At 73.6% G+C, this 19329-nt stretch carries 17 protein-coding genes; 7 read left to right on the plus strand and 10 right to left on the minus strand.

All coding sequences use genetic code 11. The features are described 5' to 3' along the window. Nucleotides 1–47: 47 nt before the first annotated feature. The 4 genes from ACFVWU_RS14450 to ACFVWU_RS14465 form a co-directional block, all read right to left on the minus strand. Nucleotides 48–1979, minus strand: a complete 1932-nt coding sequence (locus ACFVWU_RS14450) for a threonine/serine exporter ThrE family protein (RefSeq protein ID WP_387619750.1) — start codon at nucleotides 1977–1979, stop codon at nucleotides 48–50. Between the two features lie 34 nt (nucleotides 1980–2013). After that, nucleotides 2014–2667 carry a DedA family protein gene (locus tag ACFVWU_RS14455; RefSeq protein ID WP_387619753.1) on the minus strand — a complete coding sequence of 218 codons (654 nt, stop codon included), beginning with the start codon at nucleotides 2665–2667 and terminating at the stop codon, nucleotides 2014–2016. Nucleotides 2668–2863: 196 nt separating this feature from the next. Next, a complete protein-coding gene (locus tag ACFVWU_RS14460) occupies nucleotides 2864–5227 on the minus strand; it encodes a hypothetical protein (RefSeq protein WP_387619756.1) in 2364 nt (787 codons plus the stop codon). Nucleotides 5228–5297: 70 nt separating this feature from the next. Then, the gene (locus tag ACFVWU_RS14465; protein ID WP_387619759.1) at nucleotides 5298–7220 is read right to left on the minus strand and encodes an ATP-binding protein; all 1923 of its coding nucleotides are present in this window, start codon (nucleotides 7218–7220) and stop codon (nucleotides 5298–5300) included. A gap of 255 nt (nucleotides 7221–7475) precedes the next feature. Here ACFVWU_RS14465 and ACFVWU_RS14470 point away from each other — a divergent pair, with 255 nt between their 5' ends. After that, complete coding sequence (locus ACFVWU_RS14470) at nucleotides 7476–7799, plus strand: hypothetical protein (protein WP_387619761.1); 324 nt, start codon at nucleotides 7476–7478, stop codon at nucleotides 7797–7799. Nucleotides 7800–7907: 108 nt separating this feature from the next. Here the strand turns inward: ACFVWU_RS14470 and ACFVWU_RS14475 are convergent, their stop codons facing one another. Further along, entirely contained in the window at nucleotides 7908–9092 is a 1185-nt protein-coding gene (locus ACFVWU_RS14475; protein WP_387619764.1) for a TetR/AcrR family transcriptional regulator, read from the minus strand. A gap of 197 nt (nucleotides 9093–9289) precedes the next feature. On the opposite strand from ACFVWU_RS14475, the gene ACFVWU_RS14480 reads away from it, so the two are divergent. Then, nucleotides 9290–10447 carry an acyl-CoA dehydrogenase family protein gene (locus ACFVWU_RS14480; protein ID WP_387619767.1) on the plus strand — a complete coding sequence of 386 codons (1158 nt, stop codon included), beginning with the start codon at nucleotides 9290–9292 and terminating at the stop codon, nucleotides 10445–10447. Between the two features lie 112 nt (nucleotides 10448–10559). On the opposite strand, the gene ACFVWU_RS14485 is transcribed toward ACFVWU_RS14480, so the two are convergent. Beyond that, nucleotides 10560–10826 (minus strand): hypothetical protein, encoded by a 267-nt coding sequence (locus ACFVWU_RS14485; protein WP_387619769.1) that lies wholly within the window; start codon nucleotides 10824–10826, stop codon nucleotides 10560–10562. Nucleotides 10827–10941: 115 nt separating this feature from the next. Between ACFVWU_RS14485 and ACFVWU_RS14490 the strand changes: the two genes are divergently transcribed. After that, nucleotides 10942–11259 carry a cupin gene (locus ACFVWU_RS14490; protein WP_387619772.1) on the plus strand — a complete coding sequence of 106 codons (318 nt, stop codon included), beginning with the start codon at nucleotides 10942–10944 and terminating at the stop codon, nucleotides 11257–11259. 12 nt (nucleotides 11260–11271) lie between these two features. Here the strand turns inward: ACFVWU_RS14490 and ACFVWU_RS14495 are convergent, their stop codons facing one another. Next, nucleotides 11272–11862 (minus strand): TetR/AcrR family transcriptional regulator, encoded by a 591-nt coding sequence (locus tag ACFVWU_RS14495; RefSeq protein WP_387619774.1) that lies wholly within the window; start codon nucleotides 11860–11862, stop codon nucleotides 11272–11274. Between the two features lie 110 nt (nucleotides 11863–11972). Between ACFVWU_RS14495 and ACFVWU_RS14500 the strand changes: the two genes are divergently transcribed. From ACFVWU_RS14500 to tatA, 4 genes are all read left to right on the plus strand, one after another. Then, nucleotides 11973–13523: an MFS transporter gene (locus ACFVWU_RS14500; RefSeq protein WP_387619776.1), complete on the plus strand. Its 1551-nt coding sequence runs from the start codon at nucleotides 11973–11975 to the stop codon at nucleotides 13521–13523. A 242-nt stretch (nucleotides 13524–13765) separates the two neighbouring features. Then, entirely contained in the window at nucleotides 13766–14401 is a 636-nt protein-coding gene (locus tag ACFVWU_RS14505; RefSeq protein WP_387619779.1) for a class I SAM-dependent DNA methyltransferase, read from the plus strand. A gap of 115 nt (nucleotides 14402–14516) precedes the next feature. Continuing rightward, entirely contained in the window at nucleotides 14517–15086 is a 570-nt protein-coding gene (locus ACFVWU_RS14510) for a methyltransferase family protein (RefSeq protein WP_387619782.1), read from the plus strand. 207 nt (nucleotides 15087–15293) lie between these two features. After that, entirely contained in the window at nucleotides 15294–15575 is a 282-nt protein-coding gene (gene tatA / locus ACFVWU_RS14515) for a Sec-independent protein translocase subunit TatA (protein WP_380608557.1), read from the plus strand. Between the two features lie 348 nt (nucleotides 15576–15923). Here the strand turns inward: tatA and ACFVWU_RS14520 are convergent, their stop codons facing one another. From ACFVWU_RS14520 to ACFVWU_RS14530, 3 genes are all read right to left on the minus strand, one after another. After that, entirely contained in the window at nucleotides 15924–17504 is a 1581-nt protein-coding gene (locus tag ACFVWU_RS14520; RefSeq protein ID WP_387619786.1) for a protein kinase, read from the minus strand. A 326-nt stretch (nucleotides 17505–17830) separates the two neighbouring features. Beyond that, nucleotides 17831–18493: an ATP-dependent Clp protease proteolytic subunit gene (locus tag ACFVWU_RS14525; protein ID WP_030283759.1), complete on the minus strand. Its 663-nt coding sequence runs from the start codon at nucleotides 18491–18493 to the stop codon at nucleotides 17831–17833. A gap of 56 nt (nucleotides 18494–18549) precedes the next feature. Further along, nucleotides 18550–19167 (minus strand): ATP-dependent Clp protease proteolytic subunit, encoded by a 618-nt coding sequence (locus ACFVWU_RS14530; protein ID WP_380613737.1) that lies wholly within the window; start codon nucleotides 19165–19167, stop codon nucleotides 18550–18552. Nucleotides 19168–19329: the final 162 nt, after the last annotated feature.

The following is a 19329-nucleotide window of genomic DNA, read 5'->3' on the forward strand; positions in this document are numbered from 1 at the left end:
GACATGGCCGGGAGCCCGATACGCCTCCAACACCGGCCGACGTGCGATCAGAACCCCCGGGTGCGCTTCGCCGCCCGGCGCGGCACCGCCGGGTAGAGCGAGGGCAGCTCGGCCCCGACCGGCAGCTTCAGGAACAGCCGGGCGATCTCCCCGCCGAGGTTCACCCCGACCGCCAGCGCCATCGCGATCGCCGCCGCCCGGAAGACCGACACCAGGCCGGTGCTGGAGTGCCCCTGGGCGAAGGCGAGCATCCCGAGGTAGAGCGCCGAACCCGGCATCAGCGGGCCGATCGCGGCGGTCACGTACGGGAGCGCCGAACCGTTGCGGTAGCGCGCCATCAGCTGGCCGAAGAGGCCGACCAGGCCGGCTGCCACGCCCGTCGCCGCGATCGGGTTGACACCCGCGTTGTAGACCAGCGCGCCGTAGCTGGCCCAGCCGATGCCGCTGTTGACGGTGACCAGGGCGAGGGTGCGGCGGTCGGTCTGCAGCAGCATCGCGAAGGCCAGGGTCAGCAGCATCGCGGCGACCATCTGGACCGGCGGGTAGCTGATGCCGGCCAGGCTCTCGTCCGGCTTCAGCTTCGCCTCGAAGCCGACCCCCAGGTAGAGGATCACCATCACGCCGATCACGATGCCCGCGACCAGGTAGACCACTTCCAGCAGACGGGCCGCGGCGGTGATGTAGAAGCCGGTCAGGCCGTCCTGGACCGCGGCGACCAGGGCGCGCCCGGGCAGCAGGGCGAACAGGCCACCGGTGATCACGACCGAACCGCGCAGGCCCCAGTCGTTGAAGGACAGGACGATGCCCGAGGCCGCGGCCGGCATCGCGGCCGCCACGAACTGGTAGAACTCCGGCAGCCGGCGCCGGGCCAGCGCGGAGGCCAGCCGGTCGCCGAGCACGGCCGCGACGAAGGCGCTGGCGAAGACCAGCCAGGCCTTGTCGTCGATCCGCCCGCCGACCAGGAAGGTCGCCGCGCCGGCCAGCAGACCGGTGGTCAGGGCGAGCAGCCAGGCCGGGTACGGGTGCCGGTTGCGGCGGATCAGGGCCAGCCGGCGGTAGGCGTCGTTGACCGTCACCTTCTCCGCGGTGATGTCGGCGACCAGCTCGTACACCGCGTTCAGCCGGGTGTAGTCGGAGGTGCGGCGGCGCACCACGCGGTCGGCGGTGACCGGCGGCTCGACCAGCGAGGGCTGGTACGAGATGCCGATCAGGGTGAAGGTCACCTGCGGCTCGCAGCGGTCCAGCCGGTAGGCGTGGGCGATGCCGAGCATCGCCGCCTCGACGTCCTCGGCGCCCTCGCCGCTGGCCAGCAGCAGCTCGCCGATGCGCAGGGTCAGGTCCAGGATGCGGGGGACGTTGCGGGTGGTGCCGGCGGAGGGGTGCAGCTCGCGGGCGGTCCGCTCGAAGGCGGGGCGCTCGGACATCGGGGTGCGCAGCAGGGTGCGCATCCGGTCCGGCCAGGGCGCCTCGCCGGGGCCGCCCGGGGTGAGCTCGGGGATCGGGATGCCGGTGGGCGGGGTGTAGCCGGCCGCGCGCCACTCCTCGGGGGTGAGGGTGTCCTCGGCGACCGAGCGGCGGCGGGCCGGGCGCTCCGCCCCGGGGCGGGCGTCGCGGGGGCGCACGTCGACGGTGAGCTCGGGGTGCGGCTCGGCGCCTGACCGCGGGGTCGGTTCCGGGGTCGGTTCCGGCGTCAGCAGGCCCTTGGTCTCGGGGACGGGCGGGGCGAGCGGGACGACGACGGTCGGCTCGACGGGCGGGGCGGGGTGGCCGAGCAGGCCCTCGGTGGGCGGCGCGTCGGCGGGGTGCACCGGCTTCGGCGGCGCCTGCCGCGCCTGACGGACCGCCCGGCCTCCCCTCGCCCGCTTGCCCGCACCCGGTCGGCCCCGCTTAGGCACTTCCACTCCTCGCCGCCCCTGGTGGCCGCCGGCCACCGTTCGATCTCGGGTACACCTTGCCTGATCGAACAGCGTGACGCACATGTACGCGACGTCCCGTGACCTGCGCCGCGATCGCCTACCCGGCGCGGTGGCGGGCGGCGGACGCCGTGCCGGAACGGCGGGCCCGGAGCAGTTCGATCGCCACCGGGATCACCGAGACCAGCACGATGCCGACCAGGATGGCCTCGATGTTGTCCCGGACGAAAGGGATCTGCCCGAGGAAGTAGCCGAGCACGGTGACACCCCCGCCCCAGAGCACGCCGCCGACCACGTTGAACACCACGAAGCCGCGGTAGTTCATCCTGCTCACCCCGGCGACGATCGGGGTGAAGGTGCGGACGATCGGCACGAAGCGGGCCAGCACGATCGCCTTGGGGCCGTGCCGCTCGAAGAAGGCGGCGGCCTTCTCGACGTTCTCCTGCTTGAAGACCCGGGAGTCGGGGCGGCGGAACAGGCTGGGCCCGACCTTCCGGCCGAACAGGTAGCCGACCTGGTCGCCGGCGACCGCGGCCAGCACGATCAGCGCGCAGACCAGCCAGAGCGGCTGGTGCAGGTAGGTGCCGCCGGCCACCAGCAGCCCGGTGGTGAACAGCAGCGAGTCGCCGGGGAGGAAGAAGCCGATCAGCAGGCCGGACTCGGCGAAGACGACGGCCAGGATCCCGATCAGGCCGAAGGCGGAGATCAGGTTGGTCGGATCGAGCCAGGAGGGGCCGAGGGCGAGGCTGGTCACGGTGCGGGCACTCCCGAGGGCGAGGCTTGGCAATGAAAGGGTAAAGCACTGACAAAGACTCGACTGCGGCTCGAATGGTTCCCCGGCGGAGGCGGGCGCACGAACGCCGGGGAACGCCGCCGGCCCCGGCGGTCAGTGGTGACCGTCGGGGCCGCGGTGTTCGGGGTGGCCGGGGGGAACGGGGTGGCCGGGGGGCTCAGAGCCCGTAGCGCTCGATGATCTCCGTGTGCCGGCCGAGGTCCGTCTCCGCCGCCTTGGCCAGGTCGAGCCAGGCGAGCGGGTGCTCCCAGCCGGCGGTGAGACGGTGCAGCAACGCGTCGGCCTCGGCGGCCGAGGCGGTCGGGGGCACCCCGAGCGCGGCGTAGATGCCGGGCAGCAGCTCCTCCTCGTCCTCGTCCGCCGGGTCGTGGACGCTGTACTGCTCCCCGCTGTACGCCCAGACCGCGTAGCCGCTCTCCCGCAGGTCGTCGCGCAGCGCGGCCCAGGCCTCGTCGCCCGGCCAGGCACCGTCGATCCAGTAGGTGGTGTAGCCGGCCGGGTCGAGCGGGGCCAGCAGCTCGAACACCGGGCGCCAGCGCACCCGCTCCGCCTCGGGGACGTCCTCTCCCGGCGGCTGCTCCAGCAGGGCCGGGGCGAACACCACCACGTCGCCGTGGTTGAGCGTCAGGTCGTCGCCCAGCACCGGCAGGATGCGGGCGGTGGCCGGGCCGGTCCGGACGGCGGGCAGGTCGGCCGTCGCGCCGTTGGTACGGGTGGCGCGGACCGTGACGAGCTGCCACTCCTCGTCCACCGGGCCCTCGGGCTCGTCGAACTCGATGCCGATCCGCGCGCCGGTGGAGCGGACCACGGCCCAGTCCCGGTTGACGGTGGCCGCGGTGATCAGGTGCCAGAGGTCGGGCTCCTGGACCGTCCGGTGCGGCTGCTCCTCCCCGGCCTCCTCGGCCGGCAGGGCGTGCTCCAGCAGGTCCTGGTAGAGCCGCTGCGCGGTGGCGTGGTCCCCCAGCCGGGTGGCGGCGGTCGCGGCCAGCCGACGGGTGTTGATCCGGCTGTCGTCCAGCGCGAGGATCGCCTCGCACTGCTCCAGCACCTCGGCCCAGCGGCCCTCGGCGGCGGCCCAGCGGGCACGGATCCAGTGCCCGTCGGACGGGCTGGTCACGGCCAGCCGCTCGGCGAGGCGGTGCACCCCGTCGGCGTCCGCGGCCTCGATCAGGGCCTGGCCGAGGGTGCCGGTCAGCTCCTCGCTGCCCGGGTCGGCCTCCAGCCGCCGCCACAGCAGGTCGGCGGCGGCCCGGGCGTGGCCGAGGCCGCCGAGCACGTTGGCCAGCAGGAGGGTCAGTTCGGTGGCGCCGGCCTGCTCACCCTGGTACCGGTCCAGGGCGACGGAGAGCAGGTCGGCGCCGGTCTCGTAGGGCACCCGGGCCTCGGCCAGGTGCGCCGTCAGTTCGCCGGGCGGAACCGGCAGCTCGGACACCGGCAGTGCCTCGGCGGCCGCGCGCAGGGCGGCGACCTCCCCGGCCACGCCGTCGGTGCGAAGCAACTGGGTGAGCTTACGCTCCCCCGTCGCGGCGAGCGTGAGCGCCACCGTGCGGGCGCCGCGGGCGACGGCCAGCCGACCCGCCACCAGCAGCAGGTCCACGCACGGGCGGTGCGAGCCGGTGGCGTCCAGGTACCCGACCCAGTCGGCCAGCACGGCGCCCAGCTCGGCGTCGTTCTCCCAGGCGCCGGCCGCGACCAGCAGGGCGACCGTCTCCGCCCACGCCTGGCGCAGGTCGGCGTGGCGCCCGGCGGCCTCGCGGGAGGGCAGCAGCGGGAGTGCCTGCGCCGTCCGGCCGAGCGAGGCCAGCGCACGGGCCCGCAGCAGGCCGCCCCAGAGCCGGTCGCTCTCGTCGAGCTCGCGGCCCCGGGCGCGCTCGGCCTGTTCGGCGGTGTCGACCAGCGCGAGCACCTCCTCGTGCCGGCCCAGCCGGTGCAGGGTGCCGGCCCGGGCGTGGTGGAAGTGCAGCGAGAGGCGCTCGCCGGCGGCCTGTATTCGGGCGGCCGCGGTGTCCAGGTGGCTGAGCGCCTCGGCCGGGCGGCCGTCGTCCTCCAGCGCGTCGGCGTACTCGCGGGAGAGGCAGTCGAAGCAGGCGCGGGCGGGCTCGATCCGCTCCAGCGTCTCGGCGAGCACCTCCAGCCGCTGCGGCACGTAGCCGGGGCCGTCGACCCGGGCGTGGCAGATCGCGAAGTCCTGCACCACGCAGACCGACTGCGGGCAGCCCGCCGTCTCCTCGCGGTGGGCGAACTCCAGCAGCTCGACCGCCTCGGGCAGGGCCTGCTCGCCCTGGTGGCGCTTGTTCAGCAGGTTCTGCATCCGCCAGTGCCGCAGGTAGACCTCGACCCAGGGCAGGCCGAGCGCCCGGGCGGCGGCCACCGCCTCCGGGTAGACCGCGTCCAGCTGCTCGTTGCGGCCCTCGTTGGCGTGGCCGGGGAGCTCGTAGATGGCGTCGGCCAGCCGCCGGTGGCCGGCCTCGGCGAGCTGGCGGTGGGTGTCGTGGACCCAGGCCCAGATGTCGGTCGTCATGCGTGCTCCCCGTGCGTCGTGCTGATCAGTTCTCTACCGCAAGCCACTGACAATCCGTCGGCCCCGCCCGTCACGCCTCCCCCGAGAGCGCCCCGGGGCTGTCCGGGACGGACGGCAGACCGGCCGGGACGGCGGCGGTCAGCGCGGAGACCGCGGTGCCGATGCCGGCCAGCGCGGCGCCGAGGTCCCCCTCGGCGGGGCCGGCCGAAGCGGAGGCCATGATCACCTTGAGCGAGCGGAGCAGCCCGGCGGCGGTGGCGCTGCCGGTGTGCCCGGTGCGGTAGGCGGTGAGCAGGTCCTGGACGGCCGGGCAGGCCAGGTTGAGGTAGAGCCGGGCCTTGGCCCCGCCGTCGGTGCGGGCGGTGAACGCCCGGGCCAGCCGCAGCGCGGCGGACGGGATCCGGGCGTCGGCCTGGTCGTCCTCGATCCGGGCCTTCAGCTCGGCCTCGCGGTCCGGCACCAGGACCAGCGGCAGGCCGGGCGGGTCGAAGCGGGCCGGGACGAGCCGCTCGCCCGGCTCGGCGAGCGCGCCGGCCAGCCAGGCCGACTCCTCGGGCGGCAGGGGGCGCTCCGGGTCGCGGAAGAGTTCGCGGTCGCCCCGCTCGCTGCCCAGCTCGACCAGCCGACAGCCGCGCAGCCGGGCGTAGCGGCGCAGGAACGGCAGGACGGCGTAGCGGTCGCCGCGGGCGATCGGCACCTGCATCGCCCGGTAGAGCATCTCCTCGAAGCCGCCGCCGCTGCCGAGCGCGACGTGCACCGCTCCGCCGCCGGCCGCGCGCAGGCCGCCGGCGGTGAGGTCACCCTGCGAGGTGGGCACCGGGACGTCGTCGGCGAGCAGGGTGAACAGCCGCTCGTCGCAGAGCGCGGCGCCGAGCAGGTCCTGGCCGTGCCGGGTGAGGATGCGGCGCCAGGCGGCGGGCCGCAGCCGGGCCGTCTCGTACAGGCCGTCCACGATGGCGTCGGCGAGGACCTTCTGCAGCGCGCGGTAGTGCTCGTCGCGCTGGAGGTCCTCGCGGCTGGCGGTGGGGGTGAGCCGGCTGGACTCGACCACGCCGCCGATGAACCCGGCCCAGCTGGGCAGCAGGTCGCGGGCGTCCTCGGCGAGCAGCATGCCGCGCAGGTAGACGGCGAGGTCGCGGTTGTCGCTGCTGCCGTAGGTGCCGCCGTCCTGGACCCAGAGCAGACCGATCGCGTCGGTGCCGCCGTCGACGGCCCCCTCTTCCCGGACGGGCGGCACGGGGAAGGCGGTGAGCGGCTCGAACCGGCGGCCGAAGGCGGTGGCGAAGCGCATCCGGGCGGCGTGCTGGTCGCCGTCGAGGTTCTGCCGCCAGGGCACCTGGACGGAGTTGACGGGCTCGGTGTCGTCGCCGACGTAGACCGGTATCGGCAGCAACACGCAGTAGCGGCCCAGGACTTCGCGCAGCGCGTGTTCGTCGGCGAGGTGGGCGTGCCCGGCCTTGAGCGCCAGCTCGACCACGGTGCCCGGCTGCGGCCGGGCGGGGACCGGCTCGACCTGGTACTGCTCGCCGCCGCGGCTGCGGTAGCGGTGGCCGAGCCGCGGCTCGCGGTGCGAGGTGGTGGTGACGGTGACCTCGTCGGCGACCGAGAAGGCGGACAGGAAGCCGAGGCCGAAGGCGCCGATCAGCTCCTGGTTGCCGGTCAGTTCGCGCAGCATCCTGGTGTAGCCGGTGCCGACGGTGGCGAGGTAGGAGTGGATCTCGGGCTCGGTGAGGCCGGCCCCGGTGTCCTCGACGGCGACGGTCCGCCGGGTGGCGTCGGCACGCACCCGGATCAGCGGGCGGTGGTCGCCGTCCGGGTCCTCCAGGAGCCGGCGGGTGTGCGAGTCGTGGGCGTTCTGGACGAGTTCGCGCAGGGCGACCAGCGGGGTGGAGTAGAGGTGGGTGGCGAGGACGTTCACCAGGCCGCCGAGATCGACCTCGGTGGTGCGCAGGTCCTCGGCGGGGGTGGGCTCGGTCGGGGCACCTTCAGACATGGGTCCCCAGTGTGCCAGTGTGACAATCCGCCGACCATTTCTTTCCTTCTGACGGAATGACGGACGACGAGTCGAGGACGCATTGCGGTCAACTCTGAATTGACCAATCCCCCACCATCGAGGGAAATGCCACCCGTTTGGTGGAGTTCGTCCACGTCGCTGGGGGATGCTGATCGCGCGACGTCAGGCAACGGCGCCACGGAGCGGCCACTCCGGAGCGCGCCACCCTCGCACTTCCAGCTCAGGGAGACCAGCGTGTCCCGTATTCGCGCAGCCGCCGCCGTCACCGCCCTCGGGGCCTTCCTCCTCCTCGGCGTCGGCGCCGCCACCGCGCACGCCGACAACGGCGTCGGCGCGATCGACCACTCCAACGGCAGCGTCGTGAGCAACGTCGGCTCCGGCAACGTCATCGGCAGCGTCCACGGCAACGTGGTCAACACCCAGCAGACGGCCACCGGTTCCGGCGCGAGCAACCAGAACAACGGCCTCGCCGTGGCCGGCAACGGCGGGAACATCGGCGCCGTGCAGGGCAACGGGAACTTCGACGCCCGGGTCTTCTACCCGCACGTCCTCCACTAGGCCGGCCGGTCGGCACCGAACGGGCCGGGTGCCCGCCCCGCGCCGACGGGGTGGGTGCCCGGCCCGACCCGTGCGCCGGGTCGGCCCCGTCGGGTCGGCCCCGGCAGGTCAGGACAGCCCCAGCACCGCCCGGCCGAGCCGCAGCAGACAGTCCCCGAGGTCCGGCCGGGTGCTGTGCGGACGGTTCCGCACCCCGTCGTTGACCAGCGCGAACAGCGCGTGCACCTGGATCCGGGCGTCCACCGCGTCGACCGTGGGGCGCACCTGCCGCAGCAGCTCGACCCAGGTGCGCAGGAAGTCCCGCCGGAAGTCCACCGCGGCCCGGCGGTCCGGCGGGGCCAGCCGCTCGGTCTCGCTGAGCATCGCGCCCAGGTAGTCGCCGTTGCGCAGCGCGAAGTCGACGTACGCGCGGAGCCCGGCCGCCAGCGCCGCCTCCGGCCCGGCGGCGGCCGCGATCGCGCCGTCCACCTCGTGCCGGAGCCGCTCGCGGCTGCCCACCAGGGAGGCGGCGAGCAGCTGCGCCTTGCTGTCGAAGTGCCGGTACACGCTGGGGCCGGATATGCCGACGGCGGCGCCGAGTTGGTCGGTGCTGACGTTGTCGAAGCCGCGCTGGTGGAACAGTCGGACGGCCGCCGCGAGCAGTTCCTCCCGGCGCGCCCGCGGCCTGGCCCCCGGCGCGGATACGGGTGCGCGGACCGGGGCGGAGGCGGCTGCGGGGGCCGTCTCGGGGTCGGCGACCGCACCGTCCAGGGACACCGCGAGGATGCCCGCGACCATCCCGCGCAGCAGCGCCTCGGCCCGGCGGGGCTGCGGCGCGGCCGACTGGTAGGACAGCCCGGAGCAGGCCGAGAGCGCCGACCAGCAGAGCAACTCGGCGTCCGCCTCGGCCAGTTCGGGCCGCTCGGCGCGCAGCACGGCGGTCATCAGGACGGCGTCGACACGGAGTTCGCGCCGCAGCGCCGCCCGGCGGGCCGGCGGCAGCAGTCGGGCGTCGCGCTGCACCAGGGTGCCGAGCGGGCGGTGGCCGACCGCCACGGCGGCCAGCACGGCGCCGAGTTCGGCGGTGGTGGCGGCCGCGCGCAGGCCGTCGGCGAGCGCGTCCAGGCCCAACCGGACGGCCCGGTCCAGCAGTTCGGGCTTGCCGCGGAAGTGCCGGTAGAGCGCGGGCGCGGTGATGCCGACCCCGGCGGCGACCTCGGTCATCGAGACCTGGTGGTAACCGCTGCGGTGGAAGCGCTCGGCGGCGACCGCGAGGATCTGGGCACGCCGACCGGGCGGCCGTCGGACCACCATGACGCACCTCCTCCGGGGACTTCTTTGAACGGCGTCCAAAGGCTAGCAAGGATTCACTTGTCGCCCCTGTACACCCGGAATCCCGGGCGGACGACTCTGGACAGTCGAAGCTACCCGGGATTAACTTGTGGGGCCACCACCTGGGCCGTTCCGCCGTGGCCGGTACTCCGGCCGGCACCGTCGAAGGGAGCGCCGCCGTGCGCCGCACCGTGTTCAACGAGGACCACGAGGCCTTCCGGGAGACCATCCGGGACTTCATCGCCAACGAGGTCGTCCCGGTCTACGAGAGCTGGGAGACCGACGGCCACCCGCCGCGCGACTTCTACCGCCAGCTCGGCGAACTCGGCATCTACGGCATCGAGGTACCGGAGGAGTACGGCGGCGCGGGCGAGAGCGGTTTCAAGTACCAGGCGGTGATCGCCGAGGAGACCGCCCGGGCGGGCGTGAGCTTCGGCTCCTCCGGCGTGCACACCGGGCTGGTGCTGCCGTACCTGCTGGAGTACGCGAACGAGGAGCAGAAGCGGCGCTGGCTGCCCGGCTTCGTCTCCGGCGACATCATGACCGCGATCGCGATGACCGAGCCGGGCGCCGGCTCCGACCTCGCGGGCATCACCACCACCGCGCGGCTCTCCGAGGACGGCACCCACTACGTCCTGAACGGTGCCAAGACCTTCATCACCGGCGGCGTGCTGGCCGACCTGGTCCTGGTGGTCTGCCGCACCTCGCCGTACGACCCGGAGAACCGCCGGGCCGGTCTGTCCATCCTGTGCGTGGACACCACGTCGCCGGGCTACACCGTCGGCCGCAAGCTGCAGAAGATCGGCCTGCGCACCTCGGACACCGCCGAGCTGGCGTTCAGCGACGTCAAGGTGCCGGTGGAGAACCTGCTCGGCGAGGAAGGCAGGGCCTTCTCCTACCTGACCCACAACCTGGTGCAGGAGCGCCTCGCGATCGCCGTCAGCGCGTACGCGTCGGCCGCGGCGGCGGTGCGGTTCGCGGTGCAGTACGTCAAGGAGCGCAAGGTGTTCGGCAAGGCGGTGGCCGAGTTCCAGAACACCAAGTTCACCCTGGCCGACTGCGAGTCCCAGGTGATGGCGCAGCAGTCGATGGTGGACCGCGCGCTGGAGCTCTACCAGAACGGCGAGTTGAGCGTCGCCGACGCGGCCGCCGCGAAGCTGTTCTGCACCGAGTCGGCCTCCGTGGTCATCGACAAGTGCCTTCAGCTGCACGGCGGTTACGGCTACATCCTGGAGTACCCGATCGCCCGGCTCTACACCGACAACCGGGTGTTCCGGATCTACGGCGGCACCAGCGAGGTCATGCGCAGCATCGTCGCCAAGTCGCTGGGGCTGTAGGCGCGTTGTAGGAGCGCTGGAGGATTCCAAGCCGCGGCGGGCCGTACCCCCATGACGGCCCGCCGCGCCCGCCCGTACGGGCGGGCGAACGCGCCCGGCTGGGCGAGCGGGCTCAGTTGGGCGAGCCGTGCTCCGCGCGCCAGGCCTCCCAGCCGGCCGCGGAGGCCACCCTGGCCTCACGCAGGGCCCGCTGGGCGAGTGCGGTCGGCGGGGTCTCCAGGCTGCGCACCCAGTTGCGGCCGGCGGTGAGCAGCGCCGCGCACACCATCGCCGCCCCGGCCGCGCCGAGCACCGAGCCGATGCCCGTGAGCACCAGGCCGCCGGCCAGCATCGAGCGGCTGACCTGGACCCCGCTCAGGATTCTCTCGTTGGTCGCCATGCCTCCACGATGGGGGCAGTCGGCGGGGGCTGCACCTCGGGTGGCCCGCTCCGGGCCTCTCCGGGTGCGGTTCGACAGCGCGTCCGCGACCCTGGGCACGGGGTGAGGAGGAGCGATGCCCGATCTCGAACAGCTCGCCGTGGAGCACGCGGCCCTGGCGGCCGAGAGCCCGCACGGCCGCAGCGCCCACCTGGTGCTGCACGACGGCGTGCTGCGGCAGACCGTGATCGCGCTGGCCGCCGGCACCGCGTTGGACGAGCACACCCCGCCCACCGCCGGAAGCGTCCAGGTGCTGCGCGGCCGGGTCTCGCTGACCATCGCCGGGCGGCGGACGGAACTGTCCGTCGGCGAGCTGGAACCCGTCCCGCAGGAGCGGCACGGGCTGCTCGCCCACGTCGACTCGGTGGTGCTGCTGACGGCCGTCACCGCGTGACGGCGGCCGCCGTCAGCCCCCGGTGGCGCCCAGTACGCTGCCGCTGACCAGCCGCAACCCGCGCAGGAACTCCTGCCCGCTGGGTACCAGTTCGGGCGCGGCCAGCCACTGGGCGGCGTACCCGGCCAGCAGGGTCTGGTAGAAGGCGCCGCGCGCCAGCTCCTCCTCGGTGTCCGGCACCTCGGGCAGGCCCTGGAACAGTGCGGCGAGCCCGAGCCGGCCCTCCTTCTGCGCCGCCCCGAGCGCCTGCGCGAGCTCGGGCTCGTGACCGGCCTGGGCGAGCGCCTCGAACTGGGCCGCCCAGAGCCCCCGGTGCTCGACGAAGACGTCCTTGAGGGCCTCCCAGACGGCGGCGAAGCGCACCTCCGGGTCGTCGGACACCTGGTTCGCGCCGGCGACCGCCTCGCCCAGGGACTGCCCCATCTCGCCGATCGCCTCGATCATCGCGGCGTTGAGCAGGGCGTCCTTCGAGCCGAAGTGGTAGCCGATCGCGGCCAGGCTGACGCCCGAGGCGGTCGCGATGTCGCGGGCCGTGGTGCGCCCGTAGCCCTTCTCGTACAGGCAGCGCTTGGCGCCGGCCATCAGGTCTTCGCGGTTTCCCATGCCCTTGATCCTACGGAAGGACTGCACAGATGTCTTGCACGAAAGTCTAGGACGATTGATTTACACATACGTACTAGACAAGCGTCTGACACGTCCGTACTGTCTTCCCCATGACCGCAACCACCGGCCGCGCAGGCCGTCGCGAATGGATCGGCCTGGCCGTCCTCCTGCTCCCCACGCTCGTCCTGTCCATGGACATGGGCGTGCTGTTCTTCGCCGTCCCGTACATCTCCACCACGCTGGCGCCCAGCGGCACCCAGCAGCTGTGGATCATGGACATGTACTCGTTCCTGCTGGCCGGGCTGCTCATCACGATGGGCGCGCTGGGCGACCGGATCGGCCGCCGCCGACTGCTGATGATCGGCGCCGCCGGCTTCACCGGCGCCTCGCTGCTGGCCGCCTGGTCCGGCAGCGCCGAACAGCTGATCGCCGCCCGCGCCGTGCTCGGCGCCGCCGGGGCCACCGTGATGCCCTCGACCCTCGCGCTGATCCGCAACATGTTCCACGACCCCAAGCAGCGGCAGATCGCCCTCGGCGCCTGGGGCGGCATGCTCACCGCCGGAGCCACCCTCGGCCCGGTCGCGGGCGGCCTGCTGCTCGACCACTTCTGGTGGGGCTCGGCCTTCCTGCTCGCCGTCCCGGTCATGGTCCTGGTCCTGCTGACCGCACCCGTCCTGCTCCCCGAGTACCGCACCGCCGCCCGCACCGGCCGCTTCGACCTGCCCGGCGCCGCGCTCTCCCTCGCCGCGATCCTGCCGCTGGTCTACGGGATCAAGACCCTCGCCGTGGACGGCTGGAGCCTGCCGCCCGCGCTCGCCGTCGTCGCCGGGCTGCTGATCGCCGCCGCGTTCGTCCAGCGCCAGCGCACCGCCGCCAGCCCGCTGATCGACCTGAGCCTGTTCCGGATCCGCACCTTCAGCGGGGCGATCAGCGTCAACACCCTCGCGATGTTCGCGATGATGGGCTTCGCCCTCTTCACCTCGCAGTACCTGCAACTGGTCAAGGGCATGAGCCCGTTCACCGCCTCGCTCTGGTCGCTGGTGCCGAGCGTCGGCGTCGGCGCGGCGATCGGGATCAGCTCCGCGCTGGCCGGCAAGGTCCGCCCGGCGGCGCTGATGGGCGGCGGCTTCCTGGTCGGCGCGGCCGGGTTCGCGATGATGACCCAGGTCGGCGCGCACTCGCCGCTGGCGCTCATCCTCACCGCGGCGGGCGTGCTGGCCGCGGGCACGGTCGGGACCATGACGATGACCGCCGAGATGGTCGTCTCCGCCGCCCCCGTCGAGCAGGCCGGCGCCGCCTCCGCCACCTCCGAGACCGCCGTCGAACTCGGCAGCTCGCTCGGCATCGCCCTGCTCGGCGCGGCGGGCGCCGCGGTCTACCGCCACCAGCTGGACGGCGCCCTCCCGGCGGGCGTCGGCGGCCAGGCCGCCGACACGGCCCGGGACACCCTCGGCGGCGCGGTCGCCGTCGCGGCCCACCTGCCCGGACAGCTCGGCGCGGACCTGCTGGAGACCGCCCGCAACGCCTTCACCGACGGCCTGCACGTCGCCGCCGTCGTCGGCCTCCTCTTCGCGCTCGGCGCCGCCCTCCTCGCCTACCGCCTCCTCCGCCACCTCCCGGCCGCCACCCCGGCCCCCGCCCCTGAGGCGATGGCCGCCTGACCCACCCGACGGCCCCGATCCACGCGAGTCATCGAGAGCCCCCGCCCACCCCGGGCGGGGGCTCTCCGCCGTTCGGGGGCTGGATCTAGAAGTTCCGGTGGATATCGCGCCGGTGACCGACCGCCATGACCCAGACGATCAGCACCCCGTCCTCGACTGTGGGCGCGGGGACGGGATGGGCAATCGGGCGGGGTTCGGAAAGGTCCGGTGCGGGGGTGGACGAGCGTGCCAGGGTGAGGGGCATGGTTGCTGAACACGGGCGGGTGCGCGGGAGTTACGACGCGGTGGCGGAGGAGTACCTGGGGCGGATCGGGGGTGAGTTGGCGTACAAGGTGGTGGACCGGGCGCTGCTCGGGGCCGTCGTGGAGGAGGCGGCCGGCGGGGTGGTCGCCGACCTGGGGTGCGGGCCGGGGCACGTGGCGGGGTGGCTGGCCGAGCAGGGGGCCGGGGTGGTGGGCGTCGACCTGTCGCCGCGGATGGTCGAGCTGGCCCGGCGGGAGCAGCCGAAGGCGGAGTTCCGCACCGGCGACCTGCTGGCGCTGCCCGCCGCCGACGGGGAGTTCGCGGCCGCGGTGGCGCTGTACTCGGTGATCCACCTGGAGCCGGAGGAGTTGCTGCCCGCCTTCATCGAGATGCGGCGGGTGCTGCGGCCCGGCGGGGTGCTGCTGGTCTCCTTCCACCTGGGCGACGAGGTGCGGCGGATGGAGGAGTGGTGGGGTCACCAGGTCGACGTGGACTTCCACTTCCGGGGGACCGACGCCGTCGCCGCCCGCCTCGCCGAGGCCGGGTTCGCCGTCGAGGCGCGACTGGAGCGGGAGGGCCTGCCCGAGGAGGCGCCCACCCGGCGCGGCTACCTGTTGGCGCGGCGCCCGCAGTGACCGGCCGACGACCGTCCACCCGGGGGTGGACGCCGGAGCTTCCACCCCCGGGTGCGTGTCGTGGCGGGCCGACCGGAGGACCGTGAAGGGGTGACCACGACCGTCAGGAGCCGTCATGTCCCTGCCGTCCCTGCTCTCCCTGCTCGGCCTCGCCTGCTGGAGCGGCTACGAGCTGTTGCTGCGCCGCCGCGAGGACGCCGCCACCGGTAGCTGGCGCGCGGACGACCGCGACCGCGGCTCGACCCGGCTGCTGATCGGCTGCTACCTCGCGTCAGCCCTGGTCGTGGTGCTGTTCAGCCGCGCCTCGATCGGCGAACTGCCCACCTGGGCAAACTGGTTCGGGGTCGCCCTGGTCGCCGCCGGGCTGGCGCTGCGGGCCTGGGGCATGCGCACCCTGGGTCGCTACTACACCCGCACCCTGCGCACCGTGGACACCCAGCACCTGGTCCGCAGCGGCCCGTACCGATTGATCCGCCACCCCGGCTACGCCGGCAGCCTGCTGGTCTGGGGCGGCTACGCGCTCGGCACGGCGGGCTGGGCGGCGGCCCTGGTGGTCGTCACACTGCTGCTCGGCGCGTACGGTTGGCGGATCGCCGCCGAGGAGCGACTGCTGCTGTCGGCCTTCGGCCCGGCGTACGCGCAGTACCGTACGGTCTCGAAGCGGCTGGTGCCGTTCGTCTACTGATCGCACCGGCGCCGGTACGGATGTGAGCCAGCACACCGACCACCCGGGACGCGACCGCCCGCACCCGTGATCCGCTTGAGCGGCACCCGGTTTTTGGCCAGCGTTTCCCGGCCGGTGTATCCGTTCGCCGTCAGGTCCAGGCATACTGGCGAGCATGGGCGCTAGCGCCCCCCGTGACTCTAGACAAGAAGGGACCGGTGGCCAGGGATGCTGCGGAACGGTCTTGAGCCCTGGCACATCTTCGTGGTGCTGGCGGTCGTCATCCTGCTGTTCGGGTCGAAGAAGCTGCCGGAGATGGCGCGCGGCCTCGGTAAGTCGATGCGCATCCTGAAGGCGGAGACCAAGGCGATGCGCGAGGAGGACCCCTCGGCGGAGGCCGGCACCGCCCAGAGCACGGCCGCCCCGCAGCAGCCCGCCGACCGTCCGGCCGTCACGCCGACCAACGTGACCAAGGCCACCGAGGCGAAGCGCCCCGAGACGACCGCCTGAGTCGCACAAGCTCCCGTCGAGCCCCTGGTGGACCCCCACCAGGGGCTCGACGCTTGTCCGGGAGCCCGAACCGGGTCCGGTCGGCGGTGCCGGCGGTCCAACAGGGGCCGGTCCGTTCGGGGCGACGACGGGCGTCCGGGGCGACGTCGCGGACGCTCCGGACGGGTGCGGAGAGCCGGGTGCGCCACCGGAAGCCGTGAGCCTCGTCCACAGGCTGTGGACGAGGCTCCTGGACGGGCGACTCGCCGAGGCCGAGGGCCGCCGTCCGGAAGGCGACCGCACACGGCAGGCCGGAGACGCCCAGGACTCGGGAACCGATCGTCGGCACGGGGCCGCCCAGGCGCGGCGTCAGTCGTCCTGCTGGTCGCCCGCGGTGGCGTGGAGGGTGGCGAAGAGAGCCGAGAGGCGGGCGTTCCAGTTGGCGTAGGTGGGGGCGTCGACGGCGTGCTTCTTGCCCAGGTCCTTGATCACCTTCTGGGCGCCCTTGAGCTGCTGGGCCGCGTCGTCGGGGTTGCCCCCGTTGAGGCGATCGGCGGTGTCGTCGAGGATCCGCAGCAGCTCCGTCTGGCGGTCGTGTTCCTTGGTGATCTGCGCCTGGGCGACGGCCTGACGGAACGACTGGAGCTGCAGCGCGGCGGGCTGGTTGCGCGGGACGGCCTGGGTGGGGGCGGGGAGGGCCGCGGCCGTGGTGGGGGCGGCGCCGGGGGGCATCGTCGGCGTCGGGGTCCCGGCCGCCGTGCCGCTGGGTGCGGTGGCGGCGGGGCGCGCCTTGGTGGCGGCGGCGTTGCCGGCCGGCTCGTCGAAGGCGGTGAGGGCCAGGGCGGTGACCCCGGCCAGGCCCGCGATGCCGAGGGCGCCGAGGACCAGGGGCTTGCTGCGGCGGCTCCGGGCGGGGGCCGACGGGGCGGCGGGCACGGCTGGCGCGGTCGGGATCGGGGCCATCACCGAGGTGGCGGCGGCTGCGGGACGGGGCGGCTGGGACGAGTGGGGCAGGTGGGGCGGCAGCAGGGTGGTGTGCTGCTGGTTCGGGTGCGGCGGGGCGACCGGTGGGAGCAGCTGGGTGGCGGCTGCGGTGGTGGCGAGCAGCTCCGCCGTCGGGTCGCCGACGGCCAGGCCCGGGACGGTGCCCAGCAGCTCGGCACGCGCCGCGGCAGCGTCGGCGGGTCGCTCCGCCGGGTTCTTGGCGAGCAGGCGCAGCACGGCCGCGTCCAGGGCCGGCGGCAGACCGGGGCGCCGTACGGACGGGGGCAGGGGCTGCTCGCTGACGTGCTTGAAGGCGATCGCCACCGGGGTCTCGGCGGTGAACGGGGTCTCGCCGGTGAGCATCTCGGTCAGCACGCAGCCGACCGCGTACAGGTCGGTGCGGCCGTCCAGGGTGGAGGCGGTGGCCTGCTCGGGCGAGAGGTAGGCGGCCGTACCGAGCACGCTCGCGGTCTGGGTCAGGTTGTTGGAGGAGCCCGCTCTGGCGATGCCGAAGTCCACGACCTTCACGCCGCCGTCGTCGGTGATCATGATGTTCCCGGGCTTGATGTCCCGGTGCACCAGCTCAGCCGCGTGCGCCACCGTCAGCGCCTCGCAGACCGCCGCCGCGATCCCCACCGCCCGCTCCACCGGCAGCTGCGGCTGCTGGGCCAGGACGGCGGCCAGCGAACGGCCCTGGACCAGCTCCATGACGATGAACGGGGTGCCCTGGTCCACGCCGGAGTCGAAGACCATGACGATCCTCGGGTGCACCAGCATCGCGGCGTGCTGCGCCTCCCGGCTGAAGCGCTCGGCGAAGCGGGGATCGTCCGCCAGGCCCCCGTTGAGGACCTTGACGGCCACCTGGCGGCCCAGCACCCGGTCGACGCCGCGCCAAACGGTGGCCATGCCGCCGACGCCGAGTATCTCGACGAGTTCGTAACGCCCGTTCAGCGCCCGTCCGATCACCTGCGACTCCCCTCACGTGCGGCGCCCGGGGTTCCGGGCCGCGTCGTGCACCTGTGCACGATAGCCGCCTCGTCGTTGGGGATGGCCAGGGGCCGGGGCGGGGTTCCGGGCGGGACGGGGGGATGTTGTGGGGGTGGCCCCCGGGAAGGCGGGCGCGGGTGGACAGGGGCCGCTGAGGGCCCCGGAGGGGCTTCGCGCCGGGGATGGCGGCCGGGGGACCGGGCAGCGGTCCCCCGACCGCCGGCGCGGGGGTGGGGCCCGCCCCGGCGGCGGGGGGGGGGGGCGCCCCCGCGGGGGGGCGCCCCCCCCCCCCGACGGTGCCGGCCTCAGGAGGTCAGCGAGGTCTTGCGGGTGGAGATGATCTGGTCGACCAGGCCGTACTCGACGGCCTCCTCGGCGGTCAGGATCTTGTCGCGCTCGATGTCGTCGCGCACCTGCTCGACCGACTTGTTGGAGTGCTTGGAGAGCATCTCCTCCAGCTGCTCGCGCATCCGGAAGATCTCCTTGGCCTGGATCTCCAGGTCGGACACCTGGCCGCGGCCGGTCTCGGTGTACGGCTGGTGGATCAGGATGCGGGCGTTCGGCAGCGCCATCCGCTTGCCGGGGGTACCGGCGGCGAGCAGCACGGCCGCGGCGGAGGCCGCCTGGCCCATGCAGACCGTGGTGATGTCCGGCTTCACGTACTGCATCGTGTCGTAGATGGCCGTCAGGGCCGTGAACGAGCCGCCGGGCGAGTTGATGTACATCTGGATCTCGCGGTCCGGGTCCATCGACTCCAGGCACAGCAGCTGCGCCATGATGTCGTTCGCCGAGACGTCGTCCACCTGCGAGCCGAGGAAGATGATGCGCTCCTCGAACAGCTTGGCGTACGGGTCGTACTCGCGGATGCCCTGCGTGGTCCGCTCGACGAAGCGCGGGACGATGTAGCGGCCCTCGGCGCGCATGTCCTCGACGCGCGCCTTGGCGGCCGACAGGCTGGGGATGTTCATGGGGGTTCTTGTCCTCCGGGGCGTTGGGGCTGTGGTCTCGTGGGCCGGGCCGAGGCTCAGGCGCCCGTGCCGCCGCCGCCGGGGACGTCCGCGGCGCTGTGCATGATCGCGTCGATCAGGCCGTACTCCAGGGCCTCCTCCGGCGTGAACCAGCGGTCGCGGTCGGAGTCCCTGGTGATCTGCTCGAAGGACTGGCCGCTGTGGAAGGCGATCAGCTCGGACATCCGCTTCTTGGTGCGGAGCAGCTGCTCGGCCTGGATGCGGATGTCGGTGGCGGAGCCGCCGAGGCCCGCGGAGGGCTGGTGCATCAGGATGTTGGCGTTCGGCAGCGAGAAGCGCTTGCCCTTGGCGCCGGCGGTCAGCAGGAACTGGCCCATCGAGGCGGCCATGCCCATCGCGATGGTGACGACGTCGTTCTTGATGTACTGCATGGTGTCGTAGATCGCCATGCCGGCCGAGATCGAGCCACCCGGGGAGTTGATGTAGAGGAAGATGTCCTTGTCCGGGTCCGCGGCCAGCAGCAGCAGCTGGGCGGTGATCTTGTTGGCGATGTCGTCGTCGACCTGCTGGCCGAGGAAGATGATCCGCTCGCCCAGCAGCCGGTTGTAGACCTGGTCGCCGAGGCCGCCGAGCACGTCACCAGCGGCGGCGTGCGGCGCCATCGGGCCAGGCATCTGCATCTGCGGGAACGTCACTTAGCCACCTGCTCAGTCGATTTGGACGGTCGTTCCACGGCCGTCGCGGTGTCGCACAGCTTCCGGGTATCACGTCGTGATTGTTGCTGTCCAAGGACCCTAACGCGCAGGCCGGGCCGCAGAATCCCTCACGCAGAACTG

Source organism: Kitasatospora sp. NPDC058190 (assembly GCF_042883685.1).
Taxonomy (GTDB): Bacteria; Actinomycetota; Actinomycetes; order Streptomycetales; family Streptomycetaceae; genus Kitasatospora.

Coding starts and splice junctions, on each gene's coding strand:
- ACFVWU_RS14490 (WP_387619772.1), top strand. CDS start 10,942: ATGCCCGATCTCGAACAGCTCGCCGTGGAGCACGCGGCCCTGGCGGCC.
- ACFVWU_RS14495 (WP_387619774.1), bottom strand. CDS start 11,862: ATGGGAAACCGCGAAGACCTGATGGCCGGCGCCAAGCGCTGCCTGTAC.
- ACFVWU_RS14525 (WP_030283759.1), bottom strand. CDS start 18,493: ATGAACATCCCCAGCCTGTCGGCCGCCAAGGCGCGCGTCGAGGACATG.
- ACFVWU_RS14485 (WP_387619769.1), bottom strand. CDS start 10,826: ATGGCGACCAACGAGAGAATCCTGAGCGGGGTCCAGGTCAGCCGCTCG.
- tatA (WP_380608557.1), top strand. CDS start 15,294: ATGCTGCGGAACGGTCTTGAGCCCTGGCACATCTTCGTGGTGCTGGCG.
- ACFVWU_RS14460 (WP_387619756.1), bottom strand. CDS start 5,227: ATGACGACCGACATCTGGGCCTGGGTCCACGACACCCACCGCCAGCTC.
- ACFVWU_RS14450 (WP_387619750.1), bottom strand. CDS start 1,979: ATGTGCGTCACGCTGTTCGATCAGGCAAGGTGTACCCGAGATCGAACG.
- ACFVWU_RS14505 (WP_387619779.1), top strand. CDS start 13,766: ATGGTTGCTGAACACGGGCGGGTGCGCGGGAGTTACGACGCGGTGGCG.
- ACFVWU_RS14475 (WP_387619764.1), bottom strand. CDS start 9,092: ATGGTGGTCCGACGGCCGCCCGGTCGGCGTGCCCAGATCCTCGCGGTC.
- ACFVWU_RS14500 (WP_387619776.1), top strand. CDS start 11,973: ATGACCGCAACCACCGGCCGCGCAGGCCGTCGCGAATGGATCGGCCTG.
- ACFVWU_RS14530 (WP_380613737.1), bottom strand. CDS start 19,167: ATGCCTGGCCCGATGGCGCCGCACGCCGCCGCTGGTGACGTGCTCGGC.
- ACFVWU_RS14465 (WP_387619759.1), bottom strand. CDS start 7,220: ATGTCTGAAGGTGCCCCGACCGAGCCCACCCCCGCCGAGGACCTGCGC.
- ACFVWU_RS14510 (WP_387619782.1), top strand. CDS start 14,517: ATGTCCCTGCCGTCCCTGCTCTCCCTGCTCGGCCTCGCCTGCTGGAGC.